This window comes from Symbiopectobacterium purcellii (assembly GCF_019797845.1).
Lineage (GTDB): Bacteria > Pseudomonadota > Gammaproteobacteria > Enterobacterales > Enterobacteriaceae > Symbiopectobacterium > Symbiopectobacterium purcellii.
Window position 1 is genome coordinate 4,696,337 of record NZ_CP081864.1, and the last position, 13,202, is coordinate 4,709,538.

Sequence of the window (13,202 nt, forward strand, 5' to 3'; positions counted from 1 at the left end):
CTTTTTTTAAAAAATTTGCCGCCTGAGGCAAATATTTCTCTGCCTGATTCGTCTACCTCATTATCAGAACAACACGGAGTAGATGACATGCACGATCGTAAATTTAAAATGCTGGGTATTGGCTTGCTGGCGGTGGTGGCGATTGCCACACTGGTCATGCTGCTGTGGAATGCCTTGCTGCCCGCCATTTTTGGCGTCCAAAGCATTGGTTTTTTCCAGGCGCTGGGGCTGCTGATCCTGTGTAAGATACTGTTCGGTGGCATCGGCTATCGCGGATTTTTTGGCCGGCACGGGCGCGAAATGCGTGAGCGTTGGTTATCCATGAGTCAGGAACAGCGCGATGCCTTTTTCCATCAGCGGGGATTTGGTCCACACGGAGACCACTGCGGCCACCGTTTTCATCGCGGCCCTTTCGCGCACCGTCGTGGTAAGCATCAGGCGTGCCATGACCAGCAGCATGATACCTCGGTGGCAAGCGATAAACCCGCCGACCAAAGCGGAAAAACGGAGTAATGGCTGACGCCATGCAAAGGCAAAACGTTCTGCTCACCGCGCTGGAAGCCTGTCAACGACGACTGCGTGCGTTTATCTCTCGGCGCACGCGCAGCACGGCTGAGGCGGAAGACATCTTTCAGGAAATCAGCTATCGGCTGCTCAAAGCCGACAGCTACCTTGATCCGATAGAGCACGTCTCTGCCTGGCTATTTCGCGCTGCGCGCAACGAGTTGGTCGATCGCTCGCGCAAACCGCGCGACATCTCGCTCACGGAAATGGCAACGGAGAACTGGCCGGAAGGCGATGAACTGGCCGATATTTTGTTCAGTCCGCCTGACAGCGCAGAAGATGCCTATCTGTACCACCTGGTGTGGGAAGAGTTGGCGGCAGCGCTGGAAGAGATGCCCGCGCTGCAACGAGAAGCCTTTGAGAAAACCGAGTTGCAGGGTTACAGCTTCAAACAACTGGCGCAGGAAACCGGCATCCCCGTGGAAACCCTGCTGTCACGTAAGCATCAGGCCGTGCAGTTTCTGCGCGTCCGGCTACAGTGGCTTTATTCAGGCCGTGACACAAGCCTGAGGCGGCAGCCCACTCACCGCTTACCGGTCTGCCCCTGCTTATTGCTTGCTTTTCCAACGCTTTTCTTCACCGCTGGCCGCCGGCCTTCCCCGGTGAAACGGGTGAGCGCAGGCTGCGCGGTTTTATCCTGCGCCGTATTTCTTTTGTTATAGGGTTTGGCATTGCGGCGCTCATCGACCGTTGCCACTGGCACCAGACATTCACGGCGATTACCGATCAGGTGCTTCATGCCCATCGCGGTTAACGCCTCGCGGATCAGCCCCCAGTTAGCCGGATCGTGATAGCGCAGCAGCGCCTTATGCAAACGGCGCTGGCGATCGCCACGCGGCACCACCACCTCTTCACTGTGATAATCCACCTTGCTGAGCGGATTTTTCCCGCTGTAATACATGGTGGTAGAACTGGCGAGCGGTGAAGGATAGAAATTTTGCACCTGATCCAGCCGAAAGCGGTTCTTTTTCAGCCACAGCGCCAGGTTGACCATATCCTCATCGCGCGTGCCGGGGTGAGCGGCAATAAAGTACGGGATCAGATACTGCTCTTTGCCCGCCTGACGCGAATAGGTGTCAAACAGCTCTTTGAAGCGGTGATAGCTGCCCATGCCGGGTTTCATCATCTTCGATAGCGGCCCCTGCTCCGTGTGCTCCGGGGCAATTTTCAAGTAGCCACCCACGTGGTGTTCGGCCAATTCCTTGATATAGCGCGGATCCTCTACCGCCAGATCGTAGCGTACCCCAGAAGCGATCAACACCTTCTTGACGCCTTTAAGGGCTCTGGCACGGCGATAGAGCTGAATGGTCGGCTCATGGTTGGTATCCATGTGCGCGCAAATTTCCGGGTAGACGCAAGACGCGCGGCGGCAGGTTTGCTCCGCTTTGGGCGACTGGCAGCGCAGCATGTACATGTTGGCCGTGGGCCCACCCAGATCGGAGATAATGCCGGTAAATCCCGGTACTTCATCACGGATCGCTTCAATCTCTTGCACAATCGACTCTTGCGAACGGCTTTGAATGATGCGTCCTTCATGCTCCGTGATCGAACAGAATGCACATCCGCCAAAACAGCCGCGCATAATGTTGATGGAAAAGCGAATCATGTCGTAAGCCGGAATACGCGATGTGCCATAGGAGGGGTGCGGCACCCGTTGATACGGCAAGGCATAGACTGCGTCCATCTCATCCGTTTGCAACGGAATAGCCGGTGGGTTAATCCACACATAGCGATCGCCGTGTTTTTGCATCAACGCACGGGCGCTACCCGGGTTGGTTTCGTGGTGCAGGATGCGCGAGGCGTGTGCGTACATCACCTTGTCGTTATTCACCTTCTCGAACGAGGGTAACAACACGTAGGTTTTTTCCCACGGCTTCGGCTTGTGCGCCTGGACGGTAATGGGCTTGCCGCTGGTGGAGCCTTTTACCGTATGCGCCACACAGGGCAAGTCTTCACCGTAGGGATTAAGGATAGGTTCGATGCGACCGGGGCTATCCAGCCGCGTAGAGTCAACGCCCGTCCAACCGGGCAGCGCGGTTTTACGCAGCACGGCAGTATTGCGCACATCCACAATCGAACTAATGGGCTCTCCAGCCGCTAAGCGGTGTGCAATCTCCACCAGCGGGCGTTCACCGTTGCCATAGATCAACAGATCGGCTTTGGCGTCCACCAGCACCGAACGGCGCACCTTGTCTGACCAATAGTCGTAATGGGCGATGCGGCGCAGGCTGGCTTCAATGCCACCCAGCACCACCGGCACATCACTAAAAGCTTCCTTGCAGCGCTGGGTATAGACCAGCGTGGCGCGGTCCGGGCGCTTACCGGCAACATTATCCGGCGTATACGCATCATCATGGCGCGCTTTGCGATCGGCGGTGTAATGGTTGATCATCGAGTCCATATTGCCCGCCGTCACGCCGTAAAACAGATTCGGTTTGCCCAGACGCATAAAGTCGTTTTTCTGCGTCCAATCCGGCTGGGCAATAATATCCCAACCCGAAATCCCTGAGACTCTAGCATCCTGCCAACGATCGCCATACCGAAGCTAGGGTGATCCACATAGGCATCCCCTGTCACCAACACAATGTCACAGCTGTCCCAGCCCAGTTCATCCATCTCAGCGCGGCTCATGGGCAAAAATGGCGCTGTGCCGTAGCACTCGGCCCAGTAGCGAGGGTAAGAAAACAGATGACGTTCAGGAACAATCAGGCTTGTGGACACGGTTAACTCTTCAACACAGGGGATTATCAGGGCCGGAAATTCTACCGATTTCCACAGAAAAAGGGGGGGAATTTACACAGGAAATGAGACAGATCATGAAAATTGCCTTGTGCAAAAAACGCGCATCGATATTGCAAGAAAACGCACCGGGTGAGGCCGTTAGCCATCTTGCGCGTTTGCAATGCTACACTTCAGGCAAGTGTAGCCAGCCACATAACAGAATATATGACCAACACAGCGTTGAAACGCCCGATACTGACGCTCCCTAACGGGGCGAACAAACTCCTGCTGCATTCGTGCTGCGCACCGTGTTCAGGGGAGGTGATGGAAGCCATTCAGGCAGCAGGGATTCACTACACCATTTTCTTCTACAACCCTAACATTCACCCGCAGAAGGAGTATCTCATCCGCAAGGAAGAGAATATTCGCTTCGCCCAGAAGCATGGGGTGCCCTTTATTGATGCCGATTACGACATGAATAACTGGTTTGAACGGGCAAAAGGGATGGAGTGGGAGCCAGAGCGCGGCGTGCGCTGCACCATGTGCTTTGATATGCGCTTCGAGCGTACCGCACTGTACGCGGCAGAAAACGGCTTTACGGTGATCAGCAGTTCGCTCGGCATCTCGCGCTGGAAAAACATGCAGCAAATTAATGATTGCGGCCAGCGGGCTGCCTCGCATTATCCGGGCATGGTGTACTGGGATTACAACTGGCGGAAAGGGGGCGGCTCGGCGCGCATGATCGAGATCAGCAAGCGGGAGCAGTTTTATCAGCAAGAATACTGCGGTTGCGTGTATTCCCTGCGCGACAGCAATCTGCACCGCAAATCGCAAGGCAGACCGCTGATTAAAATCGGGAAACTGTATTACGGTACTGGGGAGTCATCACACGGGTGATCGCGTACTCTACCTGTCATTCCCGCGAAAGCGGGAATCCCCAGAGCAAATAGCGTAAAGCGGCATGGTTTTAATGCGTTGAATTATTTGACGTTATATCGCGTAAAAAATAACGCTGAGGGGAACGAGACCACAGGGTGAGCGGCAGGACGCCGCGAAAGTCAGCGCCGCGTCGGGAACGCGTCGCTGGCGGCCCGTCAGTGGGCTCGGGCCCCGAAGGCACCGCGTAGCGGCGTGATTTATCGCGAAAAGCCTGGAGTCACGAGGCGGCGGCGATTGAGCGCCTCGTGTCGGGCGCGTGCTGCAACGGTTTCAGAAATCCGTGTTGGTTAATGCGCACGAAACATCCACTGCACCAACAAAAAGGCTTGGCCTGGATTTGTGGGGATTCCTCAGCGCGAAAGCGGGAATCTCCTACAGAGGAAACGCGTTCTTTCTGCCGGAGATCCCCGGCTTTCGCCGAGGATAACGTGGGGAAGCTACAACCGTATCGGTTTGATATCCCAGATATCGTCGGCATACTCCTGAATAGTCCGGTCAGATGAGAAGTTACCCATATTGGCGATATTAATGATGCTTCTGCGCGCCCATTCATCGGGGTTGCGATACAGCTCATCCACCCGGTCATGGGTATCCACATAGCTGCGATAATCCGCCAACAGTTGCCAGTGGTCACCAAAATTCACCAACGAGTCGAACAGATCGCCGTAGCGTCTGGGATCGTTCGGACTGAAAACACCGGTGGCAATCTGTGTCAGCACCCGACGTAGTTCCTCATCCTTCTCGTAAATTTCACGCGGGTTGTAACCGTTCTTTCGCAGCGCCTCGACCTGTTCCGTGGTGTTGCCAAAAATAAACATGTTCTCTTCGCCAATGTGCTCCAACATTTCCACGTTGGCCCCATCGAGCGTGCCGATGGTCAGTGCCCCATTGAGCGCAAATTTCATGTTACTGGTGCCGGAGGCTTCGGTTCCCGCCAGCGAGATCTGCTCAGACAGATCGGCAGCAGGAATGATTACCTGCGCCAGACTGACGCTGTAGTTGGGAATAAACACCACCTTCAACTTGTCATGCATGTCAGGATCGTGGTTGATCACCGCTGCGACATCGTTGATCAGGTTGATGATGTGCTTCGCCATGTAATACGCCGACGCCGCTTTGCCCGCAAAAATCGCCACGCGCGGCACGCGCTTGACCTTGGGTTCATCCTTAATGCGGTTATACAGTGTGATAATGTGTAGCAGATTGAGCAGTTGCCGTTTGTACTCATGAATGCGCTTGATCTGCACATCGAACAACGCCTCAGGATCGATCACCACATCCAGATGCTCGGCCACGTACTCCGCCAGACGCTGCTTGTTCGCCAGCTTCGCCTTACGCACCTTCTGCACAAACGCCGGGAAATCCGCCTGTGGCTTGATATCTTCCAACTGGCTGAGGTTGGTACGCCAGTTCTTACCAATCGCGTCATCCAGCACTTTCGACAACGACGGGTTCGCCAGCGCCAGCCAGCGTCGCGGTGTGACACCGTTGGTCTTGTTGCAAAAACGATCGGTATAAATGCGCGCAAAATCCGCAAACAGTGAGTGCACCATCAAATCGGAGTGCAATTCCGACACACCATTCACCTTGTGGCTTGCCACCACCGCTAACCACGCCATACGCACCCGGCGGCCGTTGGTTTCATCAATGATGGAAACACGCGACAGCAAGCCGTTGTCTTTCGGGAATTTTTTCTGCACTTCTTCGAGAAAGTGCTCGTTGATTTCAAAAATCAGTTGCAGATGGCGTGGCAAAATCTTGCCCAACATCTCCACCGGCCAGGTTTCCAGCGCTTCCTGCATCAGCGTGTGGTTAGTGTAAGAGAAGACGCTCGTCACCACCTGCCAGGCATCCAGCCATTTAAATTTATGTTCATCGATCAGCAAACGCATCAATTCGGGGATCGCCAACACCGGATGGGTGTCGTTAAGGTGAATGGCAAATTTATCCGCCAGGTTGTCATAGGTGTTGTGCATCATCCAGTGACGACTGAGGATATCCTGCACCGTGGCAGACACCAGAAAGTACTCCTGACGCAGGCGCAACTCGCGCCCAGAGTAGGTGGAGTCATCGGGATAAAGCACCCGCGACACGTTCTCCGAGTGGTTCTTGTCTTCCACCGCAGCAAAGTAGTCACCCTGATTAAACTTGCCCAGATTGATTTCACTGCTGGCCTGCGCCCCCCACAGCCGCAGCGTGTTGGTCGCATCAGTGTCGTAACCGGGGATTATCTGGTCGCAGGCGCTGGCAATGATCTCCTCGGTTTCCACCCAGCGCGCTTTGCTTCCTTCCTGCTGTACGCGCCCACCAAAACGCACCGTATAGCGCGTACTGTGACGCGGGAATTCCCAGGCGTTACCGTATTCCAGCCAATAGTCCGGGGATTCCGCCTGCTGACCGTTGACAATCTTTTGCGCAAACATGCCGTATTCATAGCGAATGCCATAACCGCGGCCGGGCAGCGCCATCGTCGCCAGCGAATCCAGGAAGCAGGCCGCCAAACGCCCGAGGCCACCGTTGCCCAGCCCAGGATCGTTCTCTTCCTCGATCAGCTCATCCAGATCCAGCCCCATGTCGTCCAGCGCCTGCTTTAGATCGTCGTACAGCCCCATCGCCAGCAGCGCATTCGACAGCGTTCGGCCCAGTAGGAACTCCATCGAGAGATAGTAGACCTGTCGCACATCCTGCGAGAGCTGCGCCCGGTTGGAGCGTAACCAGCGTTCCACCATGCGGTCGCGCACCGCGAGCAGCGTGGCGTTCAGCCACTCGTGCTTGTTGGCAATAGAGGGATCTTTACCTATGCTGAACATCAACTTATAGGCAATGGAATGCTTTAGCGCGTCCACGCTAAGCGTGGGTGAGTTGTAGATAAACGGAGAGTTCATTACGTTTATTCCCAATCATGAGTGTTACGACAAGCGTTGTTTGACCGAGATCGCTAACGCCCCTGCATGTTGTCCTCACCATGCAACGCACGGTCATACCCGTCATCCTTCAAGTTACAGGGACGTTGGCTACGTTCTCTCACCCGAATCACTTACCGGTGTAAGTTCATCGGGATGCCTTCACTTGCCGCGTTACGAGACGCATAAATGCGTCTCGCCCTAAGGGGCCAGCGCAAGCGCTGTTCAAAACGTAAACGTTTTGTCCCGCAACTCGAATTATTCAGGGTCATAAGCGCTGGTAAAGTGCACGATATGCCTGCGCAGCTACCTGCCAGCTAAAGTCCATCGCCATCGCCTGACGTTGCACATAACGCCACAGCGTGGGACGAGACCACAACACAAACACGCGGCGAATCGCTCGGGAAAGCGCGCCGACATTGCAATCGCTGCAGGAAAAACCCGTGGCAAGACCATCGGCCAGATTCTCCAGCGAGCAATCCGCAACGGTATCCGCCAAACCGCCGGTTTTCAGCAGCGGAAACAGCTCTGAACATACATGTAATACCCGCATTCTTACTCCCACCTTCCCCTCACCTGCGATGTCGTGCACCACATCATCGTGAACCACGGCCTCTTGAACTACAGCTTCGCCAACATGGCGCGTGTCACCAGCACAATCCCCTCTTCCGAGCGGTAGAAACGGCGGCTGTCTTCAGCAGCATTTTCACCGATCACCGTCCCTTCAGGCAGAACACACGCACGGTCGATGACGCAGCGCCGCAAGCGACACGAACGCCCCACGTTCACATCCGGCAGCAACACGGATGAATCGATGCTGCAAAACGAGTTCACCCGCACCCGCGGAAACAGCACCGAATGCGTCACCACCGATCCCGACACGATACAACCGCCGGACACCAGCGAATTCATGGTCATACCGTGGCTGCCCGAGCGATCCTGTACGAACTTGGCCGGTGGCAGTTGATCCATGGCGGAGCGTATTGGCCAGTTTCTGTCGTACATATCCAGATCGGGCGTGACCGAGGCCAAATCGAGGTTAGCCCGCCAATAGGCCTCAAGCGTTCCCACGTCGCGCCAGTAATGGCAATCATCCTGACCCGAAGTAACGCAGGAGAGCGAAAACGGATGCGCCCAGGCATCGCGTTGCGCAACAATTTTCGGGATCAGATCTTTGCCGAAATCGTGTGAAGAGCCCGGCTGGTTGACGTCCTCTTGCAATAACCGATAGAGGTAGTCCGCATTAAAAACATAGATGCCCATGCTGGCGAGCGCCATTTCGGGGTCATCCGGCATCGGCGTAGGCTGTTCCGGCTTCTCATCAAAGCTCAAAATGCGCCGCTGTTTATCCACACTCATGATGCCGAATGCATTCGCTTCTTTGAGCGGCACCGGCAAGCACGCCACGGTGCACTGCGCCTGTTTGTCGACGTGATCGATGAGCAAACGCGAATAGTCCATTTTATAGATGTGATCGCCCGCCAGGATCACCACATACTCCGCACGGTAGCGCCGAATAATGTCGAGGTTTTGACAGACGGCATCCGCCGTGCCGCGATACCAGTGATCGGTCTCCTGCCGCTGCTGAGCAGGCAGCAGATCGACAAATTCATTCATCTCAGCATTGAGGAAAGACCAGCCACGCTGGATGTGCTGCACCAACGTGTGGGATTGATATTGGGTGATCACACCGATGCGGCGAATCCCCGAATTCAGACAGTTCGACAGGGCGAAATCGATGATGCGGAATTTGCTGCCAAAATCAGCGCCACTGATTTCAGTGGAAGCTGCCGTGCGAGCATCAAGGGATCATGCTTCTCATTATTTACCATGGCCTACTCCTTACTGCGGCGTGTACAGACACACACCGATTGGGCATTCCCTTGCCAACAACCGCCGCGCAGCGCTTTCGAGGCCTCGAACGGCGGCGACACCAGCCAATCTCCTGCGGGCAGCGACATCTCGCACGGCGACGCACTCGCATTAATCAGCAGTAACCAATCAGATGACAGGACGATTTGTAAACGGCGCGCTCCCTGCTCCCATGCCGACGGCGTGAGCGGCTGCGCCTGTTCATTCAGCCACTGCACACGGCCATCCCCTTCTTGCCACCAGGCATCCTGCTGTAACGCTGGGATGGCGCGTCGCAGCCGAATCAGCCCGGCGGTAAAAGCACTCAAGGCGGTATCCGCCGTTTCCCAGTTAAGCCAGGTCAAGTCATTATCCTGACAGTAAGCGTTGTTATTCCCCTGCTGGCTATGGCTATGTTCATCCCCCGCCAGCAGCATGGGCGTGCCCTGCGACAGCAGCAATGTCGCCAGCAACGCGCGTTGACTGGCCGCGCGGCGTACAAGCGTAGCCTCATCCGCGTCCAAACCTTCGGTGCCGTGGTTGTTGCTGAAATTACTGTCGGTGCCGTCGCGGTTATCTTCCCCGTTGGCGTGGTTGTGCTTATGGTTGAAGCTGACCAAATCGCGCAGCGTAAAGCCGTCGTGCGCGGTGAGCTTGTTTACCGACGCATGCGGCAAACGAGGAGGGTGTTGAAAGATATCGCTCGAGGCGGCAAAGCGGCGGGCAAAACCGCCCAGGGAAATATCGCCGCACAGCCAGAAACGACGCATATCATCGCGGTAGCGGTCACTCCATTCAGCAAAGGGCGCAGGGAAACGGCCGAGCTGATAGCCACCGTCACCAATATCCCAAGGCTCGGCGATCAGTTTCACGCCGTGCAAACGCGGCGCCTCACGCAGCGCGGTGAGCAGCGGCGCAGCGGGGTCAAACGCCGGTGTTCTACCCAACACGGTGGCCAGATCGAAACGGAAACCATCCACGTGGCATGCTTCGCGCCAGAAAATCAGGGACTGCATCACCCAGTCGATCACCGCAGGGTGGTTGAGACGCAGCGCATTACCGCAGCCGGTCCAGTTGTGGTATTCGCCCTGTTCGGTCAGCCAGTAATAGCTCTGATTGTCGATACCGCGCAGCGACAGCGTCGGCCCTTCAACATCCAGCTCGGCCGAATGGTTAAACACCACATCAAGGATCACTTCGATACCCGCGCGATGCAGCGCCTTGACCATATCGCGAAATTCATTAAGCGCGTCATCACGTGCCGCCAGGCTGGTTTCAACGGCAAACGGCAACAGCACGTTGTAGCCCCAATAGTTGCGCAGCCCGAGTTTTTGCAAGCGCGGCTCATCGGCGTGCTGCTGCACCGGCAACAGTTCAATGGCGGTGATACCCAGATTTTTCAGGTAGTTGATCATGACCGGGTGTGCCACACCGCTGTATGTCCCGCGCAGTTCAGCGGGAATCTCAGGGTGTAGCTGGGTCAGCCCACGCACGTGGGCCTCATAGATCACGCTCTCCCCCCATGGGGTGGCTGGGAGAACATCATCGTCCCAGTCGTAGCGTTCATCCACCACCACGGCTTTTGGCATCACCTGAGCATTGTCGCGCTCGTCAGGCGTATCGACACCGCCCTGTAGACTTTCGTCATCAACGACCCAGCCATCTAACTGGCGAGCACAGGGATCGAGCAGCAGCTTATTCGGGTTAAAACGGTGACCCTGTTGCGGTGCGAACGGGCCATAGACACGGTAGCCATAGCGTAGCCCAGGACGCGCAATGGGCTCCTGCTCGGAAAGCGGCAAATAGCCGTGCCAGATATCGCCCGTACGGGATGGCAGAGTAAAACGGTGCTCCTGCTGGTGCGCATCAAACAGGCACAGTTCGACCCGCTCGGCATGGGCGGAAAACAGCGCAAAATTAATGCCCTGTTGATCGACGCTGGCGCCCAATGGCGCGGGCTTGCCCGGCAGCAGTGCAGTCATGGCACCTCCTTCGCCAGATAGAGCGTCGCCAACGGCGGCAGCGTCAATACCAGCGAATGGGCGCGACCGTGGCTGCCGATGGCCTCGCTCTCCAGTCCACCGCCATTACCCAGATTACCGCCGTGATAATGCCAGGAGTCGGTGTTGAGGATTTCGCGCCAGCACCCCGGTTGATTGATACCGATACGGTAACCTTGGCGTGGCACTGGCGTGAAATTGCTGACCACCAACACCTCATTGCCTTGCCTGTCTCGGCGTATAAAGGCGAACACCGAGTTTTCCCGATCATCCACCACCCGCCATTCAAAACCTTCCGGCTGAAAATCCAACTGATACAGCGGCGGCTGGTCGCGATAGCAGTGGTTCAAATCCTTCACAAGCTGCTGTACACCACGGTGCCATCCTTCCGGCTCATCCAACAGGTGCCAGTCCAGGCTGGTATCGTGATTCCATTCCCGTCCCTGCGCGAACTCACCGCCCATAAACAGCAGTTTTTTTCCGGGGAATGCCCACATAAAGCCGTAATAAGCGCGCAGATTGGCAAATTTTTGCCACACATCGCCTGGCATACGATCGAGCAGCGAACGCTTGCCGTGTACCACTTCATCGTGTGACAACGGCAGAATAAAATTCTCGCTGTAGGCGTAGAGCATGCCAAACGTCATCTTGTCGTGGTGGTATTTGCGATGCACCGGATCCTGCTGCATATAGTTCAGCGTGTCGTGCATCCAACCCATGTTCCACTTGTAATGGAAGCCTAAACCGTTGCAGCCCGGCGGCAGCGTTACCCCCGGATAGTCGGTAGACTCTTCGGCCACGGTAATGGCATCGGGACGCGCATGCCCCAACATGTTATTGGTGTAACGCAGGAAGGCGATGGCCTCCAGATTCTCTTTACCACCGTAATAATTGGGCACCCATTCGCCCTGTGCCCGGCTGTAATCGCGGTAAATCATCGAGGCAACCGCGTCTACCCGCAGACCGTCGATACCGTAATGTTCCATCCAAAACAGCGCATTACCCGCCAGATAGTTACGCACCTCATGGCGGCCGTAGTTGTAAATCAGGGTGTTCCAATCCTGATGAAACCCCTCTTTCGGGTCGGCATATTCATACAGCGCGGTGCCATCAAACTGTGCCAAACCATAGGCATCGGTCGGGAAATGCCCCGGCACCCAATCCAGCAACACGTTAATGCCAGCCTCGTGCAGGGTGTCGACAAAACAGCGGAAATCCTGCGGCGTGCCAAAGCGTAGCGTCGGTGCATAAAGGCCGAGCGGCTGATAACCCCAGCTACCGTCAAACGGATGCTCGTTGATGGGCAATAGCTCAATATGGGTGAACCCCATTTCATTGGCATATTCCGCCAACTGGGTTGCCAGATCCTGATAACTCAGCCAAAAATTATTGTCGGTGTGACGTCGCCAGGAGGCGAGATGGACTTCATAAATCGAAATGGGTGCATCGAAGTTGTTCGCCTGTCGCCGTTGTGCGTTGGGTTCAACTTTAGGCGGCAACCGGACCACGCAGGAGGCGGTTTCCGGGCGCATCTGCGCTTCAAACGCGTAAGGGTCAGCTTTAAGCTGCACATTGCCGTGCACATCGACCACTTCATACTTGTAAAGCTGCCCGGCATGCACCGCCGGCAGAAAAATCTCCCAGATGCCGTTTTCACGCAGCAAGCGCATCGGGTGGCGGCGTCCGTCCCAGAAATTGAATTCTCCCACCACAGAAACCCGGCGCGCATTCGGAGCCCACACTGCAAATCGCGTGCCTTCAACGCCATCCAACGTGACCAGATGCGCACCAAGGCGTTCGAAGGGGCGCAGGTGGGTCCCCTCCGCCAGCAGCCAGATATCCATGGCATCCAGCAGCGGACCAAACCGATAGGGATCGTCGATAACCAAAGCGGCATGCGCCCAGGTGACGGCCAGTTGATAATGAAAAGGACGCTTACGACGCGGCAGGGTTGCGCAGAAAAAACCGCGATCGTCAATGCGCGGCAACTGCCCGACTTTACGTCCGGTCGCACCATCCAGCACCCAAACATCCAGCGCATCAGGCAGCAACGCACGCACTTCGAGCCCGTTTTCGGTTTCATGCATACCCAACAGGGAGAAAGGATCGGCGTAGTGACCAGCAATCAGCGAGTTGATCGCACCGGATAATTCCGACATGGCATCCATCCTCTAATTAACCGATTGAATTTATTATGCAAACACGTTATCAGTCCGATACCGTA

The 13,202-nt window shown here is 56.0% G+C and carries 6 protein-coding genes and 3 pseudogenes; 3 read left to right on the forward strand and 6 right to left on the reverse strand.

Annotated features, from left to right (window positions below; genetic code table 11):
* Nucleotides 1–87: 87 nt before the first annotated feature.
* Nucleotides 88–513 carry a hypothetical protein gene (locus K6K13_RS21885; protein WP_222158830.1) on the forward strand — a complete coding sequence of 142 codons (426 nt, stop codon included), beginning with the start codon at nucleotides 88–90 and terminating at the stop codon, nucleotides 511–513.
* Nucleotides 514–524: 11 nt separating this feature from the next.
* Nucleotides 525–1,226 carry an RNA polymerase sigma factor gene (locus K6K13_RS21890; RefSeq protein WP_350338163.1) on the forward strand — a complete coding sequence of 234 codons (702 nt, stop codon included), beginning with the start codon at nucleotides 525–527 and terminating at the stop codon, nucleotides 1,224–1,226.
* On the opposite strand, the pseudogene K6K13_RS21895 reads toward K6K13_RS21890, so the two are convergent.
* Nucleotides 1,166–3,285 (reverse strand): annotated as a pseudogene (locus K6K13_RS21895) (YgiQ family radical SAM protein); the annotation flags it as partial. The gene K6K13_RS21890 and the pseudogene K6K13_RS21895 sit on opposite strands and share 61 nt — an antisense overlap.
* A 225-nt stretch (nucleotides 3,286–3,510) precedes the next feature.
* On the opposite strand from K6K13_RS21895, the gene K6K13_RS21900 reads away from it, so the two are divergent.
* The gene (locus K6K13_RS21900) at nucleotides 3,511–4,182 is read left to right on the forward strand and encodes an epoxyqueuosine reductase QueH (protein WP_222158831.1); all 672 of its coding nucleotides are present in this window, start codon (nucleotides 3,511–3,513) and stop codon (nucleotides 4,180–4,182) included.
* 479 nt (nucleotides 4,183–4,661) lie between these two features.
* Here K6K13_RS21900 and glgP read toward each other — a convergent pair whose 3' ends face one another.
* From glgP to glgB, 5 genes and pseudogenes are all read right to left on the reverse strand, one after another.
* The gene (gene glgP, locus K6K13_RS21905; protein WP_222158832.1) at nucleotides 4,662–7,109 is read right to left on the reverse strand and encodes a glycogen phosphorylase; all 2,448 of its coding nucleotides are present in this window, start codon (nucleotides 7,107–7,109) and stop codon (nucleotides 4,662–4,664) included.
* A gap of 286 nt (nucleotides 7,110–7,395) precedes the next feature.
* Nucleotides 7,396–7,647, reverse strand: a pseudogene (gene glgA, locus K6K13_RS21910) (glycogen synthase GlgA); the annotation flags it as partial.
* A gap of 101 nt (nucleotides 7,648–7,748) precedes the next feature.
* Nucleotides 7,749–8,959: pseudogene (gene glgC, locus K6K13_RS21915) on the reverse strand (glucose-1-phosphate adenylyltransferase).
* Between the two features lie 3 nt (nucleotides 8,960–8,962).
* Nucleotides 8,963–10,960: a glycogen debranching protein GlgX gene (gene glgX, locus K6K13_RS21920; RefSeq protein WP_222158833.1), complete on the reverse strand. Its 1,998-nt coding sequence runs from the start codon at nucleotides 10,958–10,960 to the stop codon at nucleotides 8,963–8,965.
* A complete protein-coding gene (gene glgB / locus K6K13_RS21925; RefSeq protein ID WP_222158834.1) occupies nucleotides 10,957–13,137 on the reverse strand; it encodes a 1,4-alpha-glucan branching protein GlgB in 2,181 nt (726 codons plus the stop codon). The genes glgX and glgB overlap by 4 nt, the downstream gene beginning before the upstream one ends.
* Between the last annotated feature and the right edge of the window lie 65 nt (nucleotides 13,138–13,202).

Coding starts and splice junctions, on each gene's coding strand:
- K6K13_RS21885 (WP_222158830.1), top strand. CDS start 88: ATGCACGATCGTAAATTTAAAATGCTGGGTATTGGCTTGCTGGCGGTG.
- K6K13_RS21890 (WP_350338163.1), top strand. CDS start 525: ATGCAAAGGCAAAACGTTCTGCTCACCGCGCTGGAAGCCTGTCAACGA.
- K6K13_RS21900 (WP_222158831.1), top strand. CDS start 3,511: ATGACCAACACAGCGTTGAAACGCCCGATACTGACGCTCCCTAACGGG.
- glgP (WP_222158832.1), bottom strand. CDS start 7,109: ATGAACTCTCCGTTTATCTACAACTCACCCACGCTTAGCGTGGACGCG.
- glgX (WP_222158833.1), bottom strand. CDS start 10,960: ATGACTGCACTGCTGCCGGGCAAGCCCGCGCCATTGGGCGCCAGCGTC.
- glgB (WP_222158834.1), bottom strand. CDS start 13,137: ATGTCGGAATTATCCGGTGCGATCAACTCGCTGATTGCTGGTCACTAC.